This is a genomic window from Pantoea sp. RSPAM1 (genome assembly GCF_038816185.1).
In the GTDB taxonomy this organism is placed as follows: domain Bacteria; phylum Pseudomonadota; class Gammaproteobacteria; order Enterobacterales; family Enterobacteriaceae; genus Pantoea; species Pantoea ananatis.
The window spans coordinates 752,619-768,806 of sequence record NZ_CP046137.1; the positions used below are offsets into that span (position 1 = coordinate 752,619).

At 57.1% G+C, this 16,188-nt stretch carries 16 protein-coding genes; 10 read left to right on the forward strand and 6 right to left on the reverse strand.

The window, feature by feature from the left end; translation table 11 throughout:
* Window positions 1-4: 4 nt before the first annotated feature.
* Genes GKC68_RS04165 through GKC68_RS04175 form a run of 3 tightly spaced genes read right to left on the reverse strand, consistent with a single transcriptional unit; the run spans window position 5 to window position 1,839 of the window.
* A complete protein-coding gene (locus GKC68_RS04165; RefSeq protein WP_089527845.1) occupies window positions 5-703 on the reverse strand; it encodes a molecular chaperone in 699 nt (232 codons plus the stop codon).
* A gap of 23 nt (window positions 704-726) precedes the next feature.
* Window positions 727-1,248 carry a spore coat U domain-containing protein gene (locus GKC68_RS04170; RefSeq protein WP_047714529.1) on the reverse strand — a complete coding sequence of 174 codons (522 nt, stop codon included), beginning with the start codon at window positions 1,246-1,248 and terminating at the stop codon, window positions 727-729.
* Between the two features lie 24 nt (window positions 1,249-1,272).
* Entirely contained in the window at window positions 1,273-1,839 is a 567-nt protein-coding gene (locus tag GKC68_RS04175; protein WP_028723540.1) for a spore coat protein U domain-containing protein, read from the reverse strand.
* 685 nt (window positions 1,840-2,524) lie between these two features.
* Here GKC68_RS04175 and GKC68_RS04180 point away from each other — a divergent pair.
* Both GKC68_RS04180 and GKC68_RS04185 read left to right on the forward strand, forming a co-directional pair.
* Window positions 2,525-4,621 (forward strand): bifunctional diguanylate cyclase/phosphodiesterase, encoded by a 2,097-nt coding sequence (locus GKC68_RS04180; RefSeq protein WP_272844468.1) that lies wholly within the window; start codon window positions 2,525-2,527, stop codon window positions 4,619-4,621.
* A gap of 70 nt (window positions 4,622-4,691) precedes the next feature.
* Window positions 4,692-6,095, forward strand: coding sequence for a PLP-dependent aminotransferase family protein (locus GKC68_RS04185; RefSeq protein ID WP_288430457.1), 1,404 nt, complete (start codon window positions 4,692-4,694; stop codon window positions 6,093-6,095).
* On the opposite strand, the gene GKC68_RS04190 is transcribed toward GKC68_RS04185, so the two are convergent.
* From GKC68_RS04190 to GKC68_RS04200, 3 genes are all read right to left on the reverse strand, one after another.
* Complete coding sequence (locus tag GKC68_RS04190; RefSeq protein ID WP_047714527.1) at window positions 6,092-6,574, reverse strand: YlaC family protein; 483 nt, start codon at window positions 6,572-6,574, stop codon at window positions 6,092-6,094. The two genes, GKC68_RS04185 and GKC68_RS04190, sit on opposite strands and share 4 nt — an antisense overlap.
* A gap of 76 nt (window positions 6,575-6,650) precedes the next feature.
* Entirely contained in the window at window positions 6,651-7,817 is a 1,167-nt protein-coding gene (locus GKC68_RS04195; RefSeq protein ID WP_342656607.1) for an amidohydrolase, read from the reverse strand.
* A 53-nt stretch (window positions 7,818-7,870) separates the two neighbouring features.
* Window positions 7,871-8,101: a hypothetical protein gene (locus GKC68_RS04200; protein WP_342656608.1), complete on the reverse strand. Its 231-nt coding sequence runs from the start codon at window positions 8,099-8,101 to the stop codon at window positions 7,871-7,873.
* 295 nt (window positions 8,102-8,396) lie between these two features.
* On the opposite strand from GKC68_RS04200, the gene GKC68_RS04205 reads away from it, so the two are divergent.
* The 8 genes from GKC68_RS04205 (at window position 8,397) to GKC68_RS04240 (ending at window position 16,064) form a co-directional block, all read left to right on the forward strand.
* On the forward strand, window positions 8,397-9,398 hold the full coding sequence (locus tag GKC68_RS04205) for an LLM class flavin-dependent oxidoreductase (protein ID WP_028723534.1): 1,002 nt from the start codon (window positions 8,397-8,399) through the stop codon (window positions 9,396-9,398).
* Window positions 9,399-9,424: 26 nt separating this feature from the next.
* Window positions 9,425-10,579, forward strand: coding sequence for an amidohydrolase (locus tag GKC68_RS04210; protein ID WP_342656609.1), 1,155 nt, complete (start codon window positions 9,425-9,427; stop codon window positions 10,577-10,579).
* Window positions 10,580-10,654: 75 nt separating this feature from the next.
* Window positions 10,655-11,968 (forward strand): LLM class flavin-dependent oxidoreductase, encoded by a 1,314-nt coding sequence (locus GKC68_RS04215; RefSeq protein ID WP_342656610.1) that lies wholly within the window; start codon window positions 10,655-10,657, stop codon window positions 11,966-11,968.
* Between the two features lie 11 nt (window positions 11,969-11,979).
* Window positions 11,980-12,918 carry an ABC transporter substrate-binding protein gene (locus tag GKC68_RS04220; RefSeq protein WP_028723531.1) on the forward strand — a complete coding sequence of 313 codons (939 nt, stop codon included), beginning with the start codon at window positions 11,980-11,982 and terminating at the stop codon, window positions 12,916-12,918.
* 10 nt (window positions 12,919-12,928) lie between these two features.
* Complete coding sequence (locus GKC68_RS04225; protein WP_014605056.1) at window positions 12,929-13,441, forward strand: GNAT family N-acetyltransferase; 513 nt, start codon at window positions 12,929-12,931, stop codon at window positions 13,439-13,441.
* Between the two features lie 9 nt (window positions 13,442-13,450).
* Window positions 13,451-14,377: an amino acid ABC transporter permease gene (locus GKC68_RS04230; RefSeq protein ID WP_047714521.1), complete on the forward strand. Its 927-nt coding sequence runs from the start codon at window positions 13,451-13,453 to the stop codon at window positions 14,375-14,377.
* The gene (locus GKC68_RS04235; RefSeq protein ID WP_047714520.1) at window positions 14,361-15,155 is read left to right on the forward strand and encodes an amino acid ABC transporter ATP-binding protein; all 795 of its coding nucleotides are present in this window, start codon (window positions 14,361-14,363) and stop codon (window positions 15,153-15,155) included. Before GKC68_RS04230 ends, GKC68_RS04235 begins: the two co-directional genes overlap by 17 nt.
* Before the next feature lie 9 nt (window positions 15,156-15,164).
* Window positions 15,165-16,064, forward strand: coding sequence for an ABC transporter substrate-binding protein (locus GKC68_RS04240; protein WP_342656611.1), 900 nt, complete (start codon window positions 15,165-15,167; stop codon window positions 16,062-16,064).
* Window positions 16,065-16,188: the final 124 nt, after the last annotated feature.

A 16,188-nucleotide genomic window follows, 5' to 3' on the forward strand; every position in this document is an offset into this window, starting at 1 on the left:
CACTTTACTGAGCCGCAGCGCTGCGCCACTGCCCGTGATTGGTTTCTGCGCGCAGTTCACCGCTGACCGCGGCTCTCAGAGGAAAACGCTGGGTGCTGTTAGCCAGCACATAACCATAAAGTCCGTTTCCGAGTCGCTGACCGCCCACGGTGACATTACTGAGACGTGCGTGGCCGTTACCGCGATTAGTCAGCTCCAGATAACGCTGACCGCCCGTGTTGACCTGGCGCCAGCTCAGTACAGACCTGGCGTCATCGCGAACCAGTCCGTTGCCGTAGACAAACAAGGGAACCGAATAGCGCATCTGAAAATTCAGTCCGGCCTGATTATCGCCGACCGGCCGTGGGGTGGGGATCTCATCCAGCACGACGCGGTAGGCCATCTCTTTACCTGCCACGGGCGGAACTTGTTTAATCAGGCGAACGAGCTGCTTTTGCCCGGGTTCGATGCGGATCAGCGGCGGGCTGGCGACCACCTGCTGCTGGGTCTGATACTGCTCCTGATTATGGGTCTGCTGCCAGGCGAAGATGCGCACCTGCATCAGGGTGGTGGTGCTGCCACGGTTTTCCAGCCACAGCTCGCTGGCTTTTTCCTCCGGGTTAATCGCCGGATCGATCGGCCAAATCATGACAGAGTTAGCGCCCTGAGCCTGAGGCAACAGCAGGAATGTGAACAGAAAAAACAGGGCGCGCAGGGATAGCATGGTAAAGCTCCTTTGTCCTTTTATCACCAGGTCAGCGTGACGCTGAGGGTGTCCGAATAAACCCCGGCGCGCGTCGGGCCGGGTAACTGCAGCGAGCCATAAATCGGTAACGTGATGTTATTTGCATTGCTGTAGCTCAACGGCACGGCCGTGTTCACCGGAATCGGCGTGGTACGTGCAGCATTGCTGTAGAGGTAATAGGGAACCGTGTTGCTGTTGTTAGCCAGCTTCAGATTACGGGTCGAGGTATAGTTACTGCCGCCATTGATGGTCATGCTCAGCGTGGTGCCCGGTGTGCAGGCAAGGTTAATCGTGGAACTTTGTACATAGCTGGCGCTGACGCTGCTCGTGGCCAGCCCCGACTGGGTACCAAAATTAAGCGTGCCGAAGATCCCCGTATTCGTGCCCGAGACCACACAACCCGCCACGATTGACGCTGACACCTGGAATGTGGTGGAGCTGGTTGTGATGCCCCATCCATTAGCGCTCACCCACAGTAGCAGCCCGCCAACGGTGACCGAAACAGGTGACCACTTTGCCGTCATCTGTCGCTACTCAAACACGCGCACTCAATAGTTCACGGCGACGTTAATCGTATCGGTGTAGGTCCCGGCCGGTATCACAGGGTTAAAGCCGCCCCCTACCACACGTCCGTAGATGGCGTAATTGGTACCCAACGTCGGATCGGTGGTGCCGCTGGGCGCAATATTGGTGTTATTTGCGATGGCGGTGCTAAAGGAGGCGTCGCTATAGAGGGTATAAGCGATGCCCTGAGTATTATCCGCCCCCAACACCAGGTAGCGTGGAGCGGATGACACAGTGCCGTAGACGGTACCCGGTGCCGCATTACTGCTGGTCACCTGGACGTTAAAGGTTTGACCGGTCGTGCAGCGCACGTAGATACCGTTACCCGCCGCGCCCACTAAGGTGGCATTCAGGGTGTCGAAGGTCGCGGCACTGCTGCCAAAGTTTAACGAACCGAAATTTACGCCAGTGGTGGCGGACTGCCCGTTCACCAGACAACCTGTCGTTAATGTAAGCGTCGCGTTAATCGCACCGGTGGTGGTGGCAGCAAACGTCGCGGAAGGCAGCGCCGTAGTCAATCCGACAACGAACAGAAAAAGCTTGATTTTCATAATCATTCCTTACTGATTATTGAGGGTCAGTGCTTTTTCACCTGATGGCGTAAAACAGAAAAACCGGAAAAATTAGAGACTTGTTGTAGATTGTCAGCATCCCGCCGGCGTTTGCGACGATTACCCCGTAATCGTGCCAAGCGTTTTATATTAGTTTTTTTTACTATACATCAGCTTATGCGCTGTGGCGAAACTCCGCGTAAAAATTTTTATTATTTTGTTACATCAGCCACTTTCATCTGCCTCGCCCGTTAATGCATGAGAATAAAAAAGGCGAAACTGCTGGCCCTCTATCCCACTTGCGATTTCGATGATATGTTTTCGCACCGGTCTGAAATGCTCACCGAAACGCTTCGGTTACGGGCAAGCACAAGGATAATATCGGGGTGTTTTCGCCTGTTAAGCTTTTGAAAATTTCGTTTTTAGGTGGTCATATGTCACTGAGACGCATGGGTGGAGAGAGGAGAGCGGCACCCCAGCCGGCCGGGCAAAACCGCGCTGCATGACTATCATCTGTTTTGCCTGCAAAAGGGATTGATTGATCCTGATGTTCGGAAGCATCGATATCTTCTATTAAAAAAGCCTAAGTTAGTATTTTTCTGCGCCGATAACCAGTAAACAAGGCAAAACATCTTTTTCAACTCAATTATTACAGCTGCGCATTCGGCGCCGTTCGGAAAACCCTATGTTAGTAGCCTCTTATAACGCATTTATTGTCGTCATTTCGGTATTGGTGGCGATGCTGGCTTCATTTACTGCGCTGGATATGGCGGGACGCGTAGCGACCTCAACCGGTAAGGTGGCGCTCGTATGGCTGCTTGGCGGCGGCTTTGCCATGGGCATCGGCATCTGGGCAATGCACTTCATCGGCATGCTGTCTATGGATCTGGACATGATGATGAGCTACGACGCCCGGCTGACGGCACTGTCTGCCGGTATTGCGGTGTGCGCCTCAATATTTGCGCTGTGGCTGGTCTGTCACGGGGCGTTGCCCCTGCCGCGCTTAGCCGGCGGAGCCATCGTGCTGGGCTCTGGCATTGTTGCCATGCACTACACCGGCATGGCCGCGCTGATGCTGTCGCAGGGGATCGTCTGGAACTGGGGCTGGGTGCTGATATCGGTGATCATTGCGCTGGCTGCCTCCGTTGCCGCTTTGTGGCTGGCATTTAAACTACGGGAAGGGCATGAGGGACGCGTCACGACCCTGCGAGTGTGCGCCTCGGTGGTGATGGGCGCCGCGATTGCCGGCATGCACTACACCGGCATGATGGCAGCTGAGTTCCCTGCGGGCAGCCATAGCATGGACGCTGGCGTTAACAGCAACTGGTTAGCCATGGTTGTGACCGTGGTGACCCTTGCCATTCTCGGCATTACGCTACTGGTTTCCATGCTGGATGCGCGTATGCAGGCCCGAACGTCAATCCTGGCCAGTTCGCTGGCGGAAGCCAATCGTGAGCTGGCCCAGCTGGCGCTGCACGATAACCTGACCCGACTGCCCAACCGTATCCTGTTGGAGGATCGTCTTGAACAGGCCATGAACAAAGCCAACCGCGAGTGCAGTCAGTTTGCCCTGATGTTCATGGATCTCGATGGTTTTAAGGCGGTAAACGATGCTTTTGGTCACCATATTGGCGACAGTCTGCTGATCAGCGTGACGGAAAGGATGAGTGAGCAGATGAAAGGCTACTACACCCTGGCGCGGCTGGGTGGCGATGAGTTTGTTCTGCTGATTGAAATTACCGAACCGAACGATGCGGCAGCGGTGGCCGATCAACTGGTGAAAGCCGTCGATCGCCCGTTCTCCATCTCCCGTTACGATCTGGTGGTGTCGTTAAGCATTGGTATCGTGGTGTATCCCGGGGATGGCGAGGATGAACGCGAGCTAATGTTTAATGCCGATGCTGCGATGTACCACACCAAAAACAACGGCCGAAACGGTTACACCTTCTTCCAGCCTTCCATGAATATCCTGGCGCAGAGCCAGTTACAGCTTAATAACGACCTGTGGCATGCCCTGGATAATGATGAGCTGCGCCTCTATTACCAGCCAAAATTCTGTGCGCCGCATGGCCCAATTCTGGGCTTTGAGGCGCTGCTGCGCTGGCAGCATCCAAGGCACGGCTTACTGTCGCCTGACTGCTTTCTGCCCATGGCAGAAAAAACCGGCATGATAGTCAATATTGGTAACTGGGTCATTAATGAGGCCTGCCGCCAACTACACCAGTGGCATCTACAGGGCCATCCTGAGTGGTCGGTGGCGGTAAACCTGTCGGCGATGCAGTTTGAGCAGAGTAACCTGGTCGATACCGTTAAGCAGGCGCTGGCGCTGCACCATATTCCGGCCACGCAGTTAACGCTGGAGGTGACCGAAACCACGGCCATGCGCAATCCTGACGATAGTGTGCGCATTCTGACCGAACTCACCGAACTGGGCGTCAAAGCGTCGATCGATGACTTTGGTACTGGCTATTCCAGCCTGCTGTATCTCAAACGTCTGCCGGCCAGCGAGCTGAAAATCGATCGGGCCTTCGTGAACGAACTTCAGCATCAGTCAGAAGATGCCACCATTGTGTCGGCGATCGTCGCGCTGGCGCAGTCACTGCATTTAAAAGTGGTAGCCGAAGGCGTTGAAACACCTGAACAGCAGGCGTTTCTTACCGATCTTGGCTGCAACACGCTGCAGGGATATCTGCTCGGTCGTCCTCTTCCACCAGAGCGGATCGAAGAGATGGACGTGTTTGCCCATGCAGTAACAGACAAACCCGCTGAACTGGAGTGTTAGCGCCTCGGCTTTTTTTGTTACAGATGTTCAACATGCTAAAGTGACGCCTCAGCATCAGGAGCAACATGCCGTGGCGAAATATCAGCGATTAATGGACGACATTCAGCAGCAAATAGAAGCCGGTATCTGGCCCCCGGGCACCCGACTGCCTTCGCTGCGCCAGCAGGTCGCCCGGCAGGGGGTGAGCCTGATGACCGTGCTGCATGCCTATGAATTGCTGGAAAGTCAGGGATGGATCGTCTCGCGTCCGCAGTCCGGCTATTACGTGGCGCCGCGAGCGCTGGCGGCCGCGCCGCTCAGCGTGGCTATTAGCGAGCGGGTAGATATCAACGACTTTGTCTTCGATATCCTGCAGGCCACGCGCGATCCGGCCATCGTGCCGTTTGGTTCAGCGTTTCCCGATCCGGCTTTGTTTCCACAGCGCCAGCTCATGCGCTCGCTGGCGAACGTTTCCCACCAGCTGACGCCTACCGATGCGTTACATAACCTGCCGCCTGGCAATGCGACGCTGCGCCAGCTGCTGGCCCAGCGCTACGCCCGCCAGGGCATGACCTTATCGCCCGATGAAATCGTCATCACCAGCGGTGCGCTCGAGGCGCTGAACCTGAGCCTGCAGTCCCTGACCGAACCCGGCGACTATGTCGTGATTGAGCAGCCCAGCTTTTATGGCGCACTCCAGGCGATTGAACGGCTTAAGCTCAAGGCGCTGGCTATTCCGAGCGATGCCCAGAACGGCATTGATTTACAGCAGCTTGAGGATGCGCTTCAGCGCTGGCCGGTGAAGGCCTGCTGGCTGATGACGACCCTGCAAAATCCGTTAGGCGTTACACTGACGCCCGCGCGTAAACAGCAGCTGGTGGCGTTACTGGCCCGTTATCAGGTGCCGCTTATTGAAGACGATGTGTACGCGGAGCTGTGGGACGAACGCGCACCGCCCCTGCCGGCCAAAGCCTGGGACCGCGAGGGCAACGTGCTGCACTGTGGATCATTTTCAAAATCACTGGTGGCGGGATTCCGGGTGGGTTGGGTGGCGGCAGGTCAGCATGCTCAGCGTATTCAACGTCTGCAGCTGATGAGCACGCTTTCTACCAGCGCACCGATGCAGCTGGCGCTGGCCGATTTTCTGGCAACCCGCCGCTACGATAACCATCTGAAACGGCTGCGGCAAAGCCTGGTAAAGCGCCAGCAGCTGGCCCGCCAGGCACTGATAAAGGTTCTGCCTGCGCAGTCAACGGTAAGTGACGCGGCGGGGGGATATTTTTTGTGGGTCACGCTGCCGGACAGCATCAACACCACGCAGCTTTACCAGCGGGCGCTGGCGAAAGGCATCAGTATTGCGCCGGGGCAGATGTTTGCTGCAGGTGAACAGTTCAGCCACTGTTTCCGGCTCAATACCGCCTGGCCCTGGGATTCACGGGCCGAGGCGGCAGTCGTTACGCTGGGTGAAATCATGGCGGAAATGGCAGGCGGTTAAACCTGCGCGGCCTGGCGATGTCCCCACGTCAGGTAGTAAACGTCGTAAAAGTCCACTTCGCCTTTCTGTTTCAGCAAACGATCAATCCCTGTTTTCACGCGCTCTGGCGCATCTGGTAAAGACATAATGCGCGAGACCGCCTGAGCAGGCACCGGCTGCACGTAATACCATTCGCCGTTGTAGCAAACCCGCAGGTCCAGCGCATCGATATCTTCGAAGCGGTATTTGGGATTGATGTCCAGCAACATCAGAAAGCTCATCACCAGCACAAAAGCGGTGGCAAACCAAAACGCCGGCCAGCCCAGCATCTCAGTGGAAAAAATCAGAGCTACGCACAAGCCGTAGCACAGATACATCACCGCCCACAGCCCGGGATGCTTTTTCAAAAAAGAGAAGCTGAAACGCGGCAGATTATCGCGGCGTTCTTCACGGTTGAGCGTATTAATTTCGTCGATCAAGATCTGTTTAATGGCGTCCATCGTTCCCCTCACTTTCAACTGATAGCCATTAGAACAGATAACAGTCAAGCCGTTCAGACACAGATGACGCCATTTTTTATATAACAGTTTCGCTTTCACGCAGAGACTGTGCCGCCACTCTGTTCAGGGCGCGCGGTGCCAGCTGGGTGAAATAGTCGACAGCAGGCCGCAACAGCGCCTCATCGGGATTAAAGGCTGGATGATGCAGGCCAAACGCGCTGGCACTGCCGATATTCACAAAGGCGCCCGGCACTTGCTGTAGATAAAAGGCAAAATCTTCCCCGCCCATCAGCGGCGTTGCAGCCTGTTCCGCGCAATAGCCGCTTTGGGCGGCCTGGTCCAGCGCAACCTCTGCCCATTCTGGCGTATTGATCAGGGCGGGCGGCCCTGCTATCCACTCCAGTTCCGCCCGCGCGCCGAAGCCTGCTGCGAGGCCCTGAATCAGGGTGGTCATACGTTCAGGTATCTGCAGACGTAGCGCCGCATTGTGGGTGCGGACCGTGCCTTCCAGCTCCACCTGCTGCGGGAGGACATTCCAGCTGTTCCCCGCCGTAAAACGCGTGACGCTCAAAACGACTGTGTCCAGAGCGCTAAACACCCGCGCAGGCAACGTCTGTAGGGCGGTGACGATGTGGCTGGCAATGACGATAGCGTCAATTCCCTCCTGAGGCCGTGCGGCATGGGCGCCCTTGCCGTGCACCCGAATCGTAAAGCGGTCAACGTTGGCATAAAACGCGCCTGGCCGGGTTCGCAGCGTGCCCAGCGGCAAATCGGGCGCGTTATGCATGCCGAAGATGGCCTTTACGCCGTTCAGCGCGCCTGCGGCAAGCAGCTGGTTGGCCCCTTCAAACGTTTCTTCTGCGGGCTGAAAAAGAAGCCGCACGCGGCCCGGCAGCGTGGCTTCGCGTTGCTTAAGCTGATGTGCCACGCCGAGCATCACCGAGGTATGAATGTCGTGCCCGCAGGCGTGCATGACGCCTGACCGCTGGGATTGCCAGGGGACGTTCACCCCTTCATCGATGGGAAGGGCGTCAATGTCGGCGCGAAAGGCGATCAATGGTTCTCCCAGGCCGATTTCCGCCACCACGCCGGTCTTCAACGGCAGGGGCAGCAAACGAATGTCACCCTGCTTTAACCAGCGTGTAATACGTTCCGTGGTGGCAAACTCCTGATGAGAGAGTTCGGGATGCTGGTGCAATTCGCGACGCCACTGCACCAGCTGTTCCGTTAATAATGACGTCATGAGTTTCCTTATTTAAACAGGTCAGCGCCTTATCCGATACTGCCAGCAGGTGATTAAAGATGATTCGGTTGCCAGGGGTAATCGCGTAATAACGTCGGGGCGTTTTCATGGGTAAATAAAACCGGCACACCGGCAGGTTGATTATTATCTCGCGGCACATGATAGCGGGGGGATAACGCGCAGTCAGAGGCTGAGCCCGCCCGCGCTTTTACTGCGCTGTGCTGGCAGTCTGAACCCTGTTTACCTGAAAAGAGACGATGAAATAACATGCTGATTTTTGCCATACTTTTCCTGCCCTGAGATCGTGAAATTGATGAATCATCATCGGGCGAGATCTTTCGCGGATAAAATAAGGAATTCATCAAAGCTTAGTTAAAATACGCAAATGGTGGTTGAGCGATTTTTTACTCTTCTCCGCGATCATGTTATACGCGCGGAAATAATAATTTCCCCGGTTAATTATTTTATTATTTAAATTCTATTGCCGTTTTTTAACTTCATATTCTCATATTTATTGTTTTACGAAATATATCCTCATCGCCACACTGGCCCATAACGGAAATGAGTGAGGACAGGTGAATGGCATATCAGTTAAGTCTGTTAGACAAAGCCCCCGTAGCGGAAGGTGAAACACCGGCGGCGTCGCTTCAGCGCACGTTGCAGCTGGCGAAACAGGCTGAAAAATGGGGCTATCACCGCTTTTGGCTGGCTGAACACCACAATATTGAGCAGCTGGCGAGCCCGTCACCTGAAGTGTTGATCGCCTGGCTCGTGGCGCAAACTCAACATATCCGTATCGGCTCTGGCGGGGTGATGCTGCAGCATTACAGCCCCTACAAAGTGGCAGAAAACTTTAATTTACTGGCGTCGCTGGCGCCGGGAAGGATCGATCTGGGCATCGGTAAAGCACCGGGCGGCCTGCCGCTTTCCACTCGGGCACTGCAGCTTGGGGTCCATCAGGACGAAAAGGGCAGTTTTGACGAACAGCTTACGCAACTGGACAGCTGGCTGAAGCCTGAGGCAGGACCACGGGTCGAGGACGAAGCCGTGCGAGCGACGCCGTTACCGGCCCGTCCGGCACAGCGTTTTCTGTTAGGCGGGAGCGAAGAGAGTGCACGGCTGGCGGCCCGGCTGGGCTGGCAGTTCGTGTTTGCCGCGCATATCAACGGCGATCGTCAGCTTCTGGCGCGATCTCTACGAGCCTATTCACAACAGGCACAGGGCAAACGGGCGCTGGTGGCGGTGCAGGTGGTCGTCGCTGACTCGCCCGCAGAGGCCGAGCTGCTGGTGGCCGATCTCAGGCATTTTCACGTGCAGGTCAAAAACGGGCCGGGCGTGAACGTCGCCAGCCTGGAACAGGCGGAGCGTTATGTTCGTCAGGGCGGTTTTACGGACTACCTGATTGAGCCACGTACGCCGTCCCTGTTGAAAGGCACCGCTTCACAGGTCCACGCCCAACTGGAGGCCCTGCAGCGCAACTTCAGCATTGACGAGTTTGTTATCGACACGCCGATTGCCGATCCCCGCGCGCGTTACCGATCGCTGGAGCTACTGGCCACCCATCAGTGGGTCGCCGCCTGAGCACGATGTGTTAGCCGAGGTAAACCATGAGTCTGAACGAAGCACAGTTAATTGAATGGCGACGTGAGCTGCATACCTGGCCTGAACTCTCCGGCCAGGAGTTTGCAACGACCGCGCGGTTACGCCAGTGGCTTCAGAATGCCGGCATTCGCTTGCTGGATTACCCACTGGAAACCGGCGTGGTCGCGGAAATCGGCAGCGGTGAAAACCTGATTGCACTGCGTGCCGATATTGATGCGCTGCCCATCCACGAGGCCAGCGGCGTCAGTTTTCACTCTCGCCAGCCGGGAGTCATGCATGCCTGCGGCCACGATTTGCACAGCGCCGTGATGTTGGGTGCGGCGCTCGAACTGCAGGCACAGCAACATCAGCTTCGTGGACGGGTGCGTATTTTATTTCAGCCAGCCGAAGAGATTGCGCGCGGCGCCAGGCAGTTTATTCAGGCTGGCGTGCTGGATCAGGTACAGGCCATTTTTGGCATGCATAACGAGCCCGGCTTGCCGAGCGGGACCTTCGCCACACGTGGCGGGGCGTTTTATGCCAATGCCGACAAGTTTGTTATCCACGTGACAGGCAAGGGCGCGCACGCTGCGCATCCCGAGCAGGGCGTGGATGCCATCGTGGTCGCCAGCCAGATCATTCAGGCACTGCAGGCGCTGACCAGTCGCAGCTTTAATGCGCTCGACAGCCTGGTGCTCAGTATTACCCGCGTTGACGGCGGCAGGACCTGGAACGTGCTGCCGGAAACGGTGGAGTTTGGCGGTACGGCCCGCACCCACGATCTGCAACTGCGGGCGGAACTGGAAAAACGTATTCGCACGTTGGTGGAGAATATCGCCCTGGCGAATGGCGCTCAGGCCAGTCTGCGCTGGCATGCCGGACCGCCCGTACTGGTTAACGACGCGAACTGGGCGCAGTTCAGCAGTGAGGTGGCTCGCCAGGTGGGCTATCGGGTTCAGACTGCCGATCTACACCTGGGTGGGGAAGATTTTGCCTTCTACCTCCAGCAGGTGCCGGGCGCGTTTGTCAGCATTGGCAGCGCCAGCGACTTTGGCCTGCATCATGCCGGTTTCACCCCCGACGAATCTTCGATAGCGCCTGCCGCTCACTATTTTGCGCAACTCGCCCGGCAGGCATTGCACCATCTTCACGACCGATGTCGTGAACCCGCCCTGAATTGATTTCAACCGCCTGAGTGCCCGTGTGGCTGTCCCGGACAGCCGCCTGGCATCCTGATGCACAAAAGAGAGCACATCATGACCACAAGACAGCTTCGACTGGGTACCATTCTGCATGGTGCCTCTGGAAACATGTCGGCCTGGCGCCACCCGGCAGCCCAGGCAGATGCCAGTATTAACCTTGACTACGCGAAAAAAATCGCGCGTAAAGCGGAGCAGGGCAAACTGGATTTTCTGTTTGTTGCTGACGGCTTATTTATCAACGAAAAATCGATTCCCCACTTTCTCAACCGGTTCGAACCCTTGACGCTGCTGTCGGCTCTGGCTGGCGTCACCGAACATCTGGGGCTGGTAGGCACCGTCTCCACCTCATATAGCGAGCCCTTTACCGTGGCGCGCCAGTTCGCCAGCCTGGATCACCTGAGCGGCGGACGTGCGGGCTGGAACGTGGTCACTTCACCGCTGGAAGGGTCGGCGAAGAACTTTTCTCGCCAGCAGCACCCGGAACATGCCTTGCGTTACCGCATTGCCGACGAATATCTGCAGGTGGTGAAAGGGCTGTGGGATTCATGGGAACAGGATGCCTTTGTTCGCAATAAAGAGAGCGGTCAGTTTTTCGATCCCGCGAAGCTACACACGCTTAACCATCACGGCGACTTCTTTCAGGTGCAGGGACCGCTCAATATTTCCCGTACGCCGCAGGGCCGACCGGTCATTTTTCAGGCAGGTGCCTCTGAGGATGGCAAAAGGCTGGCGGCGCGTCATGCCGATGCCATTTTTACGCATCAGCCAACGCGTGAAGAAGCCCAGGCTTTTTACCGGGATGTTAAAGCGCAATTGGTGAAAAACGGCCGTCAGCCACAGGATCTGCATATTTTTCAGGGCGTAAGCGTGATTGTCGGCAGAGATGCAGACGCGGTGGAGCAGCAATATCAAACCACCGCCGCGCTGGTTTCCATCCAGGATGCGCTCAACTATCTTGGTCGCTTCTTCGACCATCACGATTTTTCACAGTATCCACTCGATGCGCCTTTCCCCGATCTCGATGATATCGGCCAGAACAGTTTCCGCAGTACCACCGACGAGATTAAACGCAAAGCCCGCGAGCAGGGGCACACGCTGCGTCAGGCGGCACTGGAAGCCGCCACGCCACGCCCGCTGTTTCATGGCACGCCAGAGCAGGTCGCCGACGGCCTGCAACTGTGGTTTGAAAGCGAGGCTGCAGACGGTTTCATCATCAACGGCGGAACGCCAGACACATTTGAGCGTTTTGTTGACCAGGTGGTGCCCGTATTGCAGGCGCGCGGGTTAGCGCGACGCGACTACCCGGGCCGAACGCTGCGTGACAGCTTTGCCATGCCACAGCCGGTTAATCAATTCACCTCACAATAAGAGCCTTTGCTATGCATAAAACGAGTTTTATCGCCTTGCTGATGCTTAGCGTCAGCGGTGGCAGCCTGGCGGAAAGCACCAGCGTCGCCGTAAATGGCCAGCGCGTCAGTCTTGAGGCCAACAAAGCCCCGATCCACACGCCGAAAAATGCCAGCGCGGTGGCGCAGCTGCCCGCCAACTATCCTTTTGCCGTACCGGGCGCGTTGACCGTGGCTGTGGCGGCGCTGAATTCCCCGCCGCTCACTGTTTTTTCGGATGACAATAAAACGCTACTGGGTAGCGAAGTCGATATTGCCAGGCTGGTGGCCGACAGCCTGGGGCTGAAGCTCAACGTGGTGCCCGCCTCCTGGGAAGACTGGCCGCTCGGCGTGGCCTCGGGAAAATATGATGCCGCCATTACCAACATCACCGTGACGAAGGCGCGTAAAGAGAAGTTTGATTTTGCGACCTACCGAAAAGACTCGCTGGGGTTTTACGTCAAAACCAGCAGCCCAATCCAGTCGCTGACTAAAGCCGATGATATTGCCGGACTGCGCATCATTGTGGGGTCCGGCACCAATCAGGAGGCGATTTTACTCGCCTGGGATAAAGAAAATCAGGCCAGAGGCCTTAAGCCTTTCACGCCGATTTACACCAAAGATGACGCCGCCCAGACGCTGGCGCTGCAGGCCGGACGAGCAGATGCGTACTTTGGCCCTAACGTGATCGGTGCCTGGAAAGCCGCGCTCAACGGCAAAACCCGACTGGTCGGCAGCGTTGATGGGGGCTGGCCGAAAGCCGCGCACATTGCCGTCACGGTAAAAAAAGGCAGTGGGTTAGCTGAACCCATCAGCACCGCCCTGAACGGCGTCATTCAAAATGGTGACTATCAGAAGGTGCTGGATCGCTGGGGCGAGGGCGTTGAACGCATCGACCACTCCGAGATTAATCCACCAGGTCTGGGTGACTAAGGAGCGCATGATGAGTGAACTGCAATTCCGCGAGCTGTCACCGGATGCCCCGGAGCTGGTGCCCATCCTGACCGGTTTATTCGGTGAATATGCGGCCCGCTATGGCGATTATTTTAGCCGCCATCAGGAACAGGAGCAGGCCGAATGGTATCTGCCGCCGCACGGCTTATTTATTGTGCTGGAGCGCGACGGCGAGATTATCGCCATGGGCGCGTATAAACCTTACGACGCGCACACGGCAGAGCTAAAGCGCATCTGGACGCGTGGCGACCTGCGTCGTCAGGGGCTGGCGCTGGTGGTGCTAAAAGAGCTGGAGCGACGGGCGCTGCGCGCCGGTTATCAGCGCCTGTTTCTGACCACCGGTTTCCGCCAGCCCGAGGCGGTGCGCTTATATACCGGCCACGGCTATGAGCCGCAGTTCGATCTGAGTGGCGATCTGGAGCGTTTCGGACAGCCACCGCACGATGGACGCTTACGCTTCATCAAAGTTATCGACGTGCACAGCGTTGCGCAGGCAAGTTAAGGAGCGAGCATGCGTCATCAACAACAACTTCATGTGGTGCCTGCCCGTTATCCCGCCCGCACCCTGGGCGCCGTGGTAGCGCTGTTTATCCTGGCGGGCGTGGTGCAGTCAGTAGCGTTTAATCCACGCTGGGAATGGGGCGTGTTTGCCCGCTGGTTCTTTGATCCGGTAATTTTACATGGCCTGGGGCAAACGCTGCTGTTGACCCTGCTGGGCACGGTGTTCAGCCTGCTGTTCGGAGGCGTACTGGCGCTGGCGCGGCTCTCGTCGTCCTGGCTGTTAAGCAGCCTGGCATGGGGATACATCTGGCTGTTTCGATCGCTGCCGCTGATCGTGGTGCTGATCATTCTCTATAACTTCTCCTATCTCTACGACACGCTCTCTCTTGGCGTGCCTTTTACCTCGCTGTCGTGGGGCCATTTTCAGACCATCAACGTGCTGGGCCAGTTTCCCGCGGCAGTGATTGGTCTGACGCTGGTACAGGCAGCCTACAGTGCAGAGATCATTCGTGGCGGCTTTCTGGGTGTCGATCACGGTCAGGTGGAGGCGGCTTCCGCCCTCGGGCTGTCCGCGTCGCGTCGCACCTTTCGCATCATTCTGCCTCAGGCGTTACGCGCCATTATTCCGACTGCATTTAACGAGATTATCAGCCTCGCGAAGGGCACGGCGATGGTCTATGTGCTGGCGATGCCGGAACTGTTTTACACCATCCAGATGATCTACAACCGCAACCAGGAAGTGATCCCGCTACTGATGGTCGGCGCGGCCTGGTATCTGATTATTACCACCGTCCTGTCAGTGATTCAGCACAGCGTTGAACGCTGGCTGGCTCGCAGCGTCAGCCGTGAAGCCCAACCGTCGCGCTGGCGACAATGGCGCACTCGCGTCGTACCGCTTAATCCTGTTGAGGAGATCGGCCATGTCCGAAGCCATTGATTACCGTTTATCCCCCACCACCGGTGCCATCAGCATTACCGGCGTCAGCAAACGTTTCGGCAGGCTCAAGGCGCTGGACAACGTCTCGCTGGATCTGGCACCCGGTTCCGTTACGGTGATTCTGGGGCCATCAGGATCGGGAAAATCGACGCTGCTGCGCACCATTAACCACCTGGAACGCGTGGATGAAGGGTTTATCCAGATTGACGGCGATTACATTGGTTATCAGCGTCGGGGTGACAGGCTATATGAGCTGAAGGAGCGGGCGATTCTGCGTCAGCGCATTAACGTGGGCTATGTCTTTCAGAACTTCAATCTGTTTCCCCATCTTAGGGTGCTGCAAAATTTAATCGAAGCGCCCATCGCGCACCGTCAGCTCTCGAAGCGTGAAGCGATAATCCGTGCCGGTGAGCTACTGGATATCGTCGGCCTGCGTCATAAGGCCGATGCGTGGCCCCGGCATCTCTCTGGCGGGCAGCAGCAGCGCATTGCCATTGCCCGGGCTTTGATGCTGCAACCCCGGGTGATGCTGTTTGATGAGCCGACCTCGGCGTTGGATCCGGAACTGGTCGGCGAAGTGCTGGACGTGATTAAAAAGCTGGCCCGATCGGGCACCACGCTGGTCATCGTGACACACGAAGTGGGATTTGCCCGCGAGGTAGCCGACAACGTGGTGTTTATGGTGGACGGAAAAATTGTCGAGCAGGGCAGCAGTAGCCAGGTGTTAAACCACCCACGACATGAGAGAACGCGCCGCTTTCTGGCGCGCGTACTGTAAGGGGGCAAAATGAGATATGCCTGTGTGACGCTGTGCGCACTGCTGGTGAGCGGCGCGGTTTTTGCCGAGGAAAAACCGGATGTCGCCCGAAATGAACAGCCGATTCACGCGCCGGTGAACCCTGAGGCGGTTAAAAAAATTCCGGCGGATTTTCATTTTGTTGAGCCCGGCACGTTAACGGTAGCGACGTCAGCCACTCACTCACCGCCGCTGGCGCTACTGGCGGCGGATAACGTGACCCGCATTGGCAGCGATCCGGATATTGCCCGCCTGCTGGCGGACAGCCTCGGGCTGAAGCTTAAACTGGTACCGGCTTCCTGGGAGGACTGGCCGCTGGGGATCAATGCCGGACGCTATGACGTGGCCATGTTTAATATCGCGGTGACCGAAGAGCGGAAAAAGAAGTTTGATTTTGCGACCTATCGGGCCGATAACCACGCCTTTGCCGTCAAGGCGGACAGTCCGGTCAGCGCGATAACCTCTCCGCCAGACGTGGCGGGCAAACGCATTATCGTGGCCTCCGGCACCAATCAGGAACGTATTTTACTCAGTTGGGACGCACAGAACCGGGCGAAGGGATTACCGCCGGTTACGCCGATTTACCTGACCGACGATGCCTCGGCCACGCTGTATCTGCTTTCAGGGCGGGCAGATGCGATGTTTGGTCCGCACGCCGTGGCGGCCTGGAAGGTGGCGTCACGCGGCCAGACGAAATTAGTCGGCGAGGGCCCCTACCGCGCCTGGGTAGCGGTGACCACAAAAAAAGGCAATGGCCTGGCCGCGGCGCTGCAAACCGCGCTGGATGGCACCATTGCCGGCGGGCAATATCGCCAGGTGTTACAACGCTGGGGCGAGCAGGATGAGGCGGTTACCCATTCGATGGTTAATCCACCCGGGATCGTCTACTGAGTAAAACGAGCCTGCCAGGCGCTTCCATTAGAGCCCATAAACGTGCACCCACCCGTCAGCGCTGGCGGGTTTTTTTATTTCCACGCAACAGTCCGGACAACAGGTCGGGGCAGTGTCATCGGCC

Bases quoted from the DNA above. Each gene is read 5' to 3' on its own strand.
- GKC68_RS04165 (WP_089527845.1), bottom strand. From the start codon at position 703: ATGCTATCCCTGCGCGCCCTGTTTTTTCTGTTCACATTCCTGCTGTTG.
- GKC68_RS04170 (WP_047714529.1), bottom strand. From the start codon at position 1,248: ATGACGGCAAAGTGGTCACCTGTTTCGGTCACCGTTGGCGGGCTGCTA.
- GKC68_RS04175 (WP_028723540.1), bottom strand. From the start codon at position 1,839: ATGAAAATCAAGCTTTTTCTGTTCGTTGTCGGATTGACTACGGCGCTG.
- GKC68_RS04180 (WP_272844468.1), top strand. From the start codon at position 2,525: ATGTTAGTAGCCTCTTATAACGCATTTATTGTCGTCATTTCGGTATTG.
- GKC68_RS04190 (WP_047714527.1), bottom strand. From the start codon at position 6,574: ATGGACGCCATTAAACAGATCTTGATCGACGAAATTAATACGCTCAAC.
- GKC68_RS04195 (WP_342656607.1), bottom strand. From the start codon at position 7,817: ATGACGTCATTATTAACGGAACAGCTGGTGCAGTGGCGTCGCGAATTG.
- GKC68_RS04200 (WP_342656608.1), bottom strand. From the start codon at position 8,101: ATGGCAAAAATCAGCATGTTATTTCATCGTCTCTTTTCAGGTAAACAG.
- GKC68_RS04205 (WP_028723534.1), top strand. From the start codon at position 8,397: ATGGCATATCAGTTAAGTCTGTTAGACAAAGCCCCCGTAGCGGAAGGT.
- GKC68_RS04210 (WP_342656609.1), top strand. From the start codon at position 9,425: ATGAGTCTGAACGAAGCACAGTTAATTGAATGGCGACGTGAGCTGCAT.
- GKC68_RS04215 (WP_342656610.1), top strand. From the start codon at position 10,655: ATGACCACAAGACAGCTTCGACTGGGTACCATTCTGCATGGTGCCTCT.
- GKC68_RS04220 (WP_028723531.1), top strand. From the start codon at position 11,980: ATGCATAAAACGAGTTTTATCGCCTTGCTGATGCTTAGCGTCAGCGGT.
- GKC68_RS04225 (WP_014605056.1), top strand. From the start codon at position 12,929: ATGAGTGAACTGCAATTCCGCGAGCTGTCACCGGATGCCCCGGAGCTG.
- GKC68_RS04230 (WP_047714521.1), top strand. From the start codon at position 13,451: ATGCGTCATCAACAACAACTTCATGTGGTGCCTGCCCGTTATCCCGCC.
- GKC68_RS04235 (WP_047714520.1), top strand. From the start codon at position 14,361: ATGTCCGAAGCCATTGATTACCGTTTATCCCCCACCACCGGTGCCATC.
- GKC68_RS04240 (WP_342656611.1), top strand. From the start codon at position 15,165: ATGAGATATGCCTGTGTGACGCTGTGCGCACTGCTGGTGAGCGGCGCG.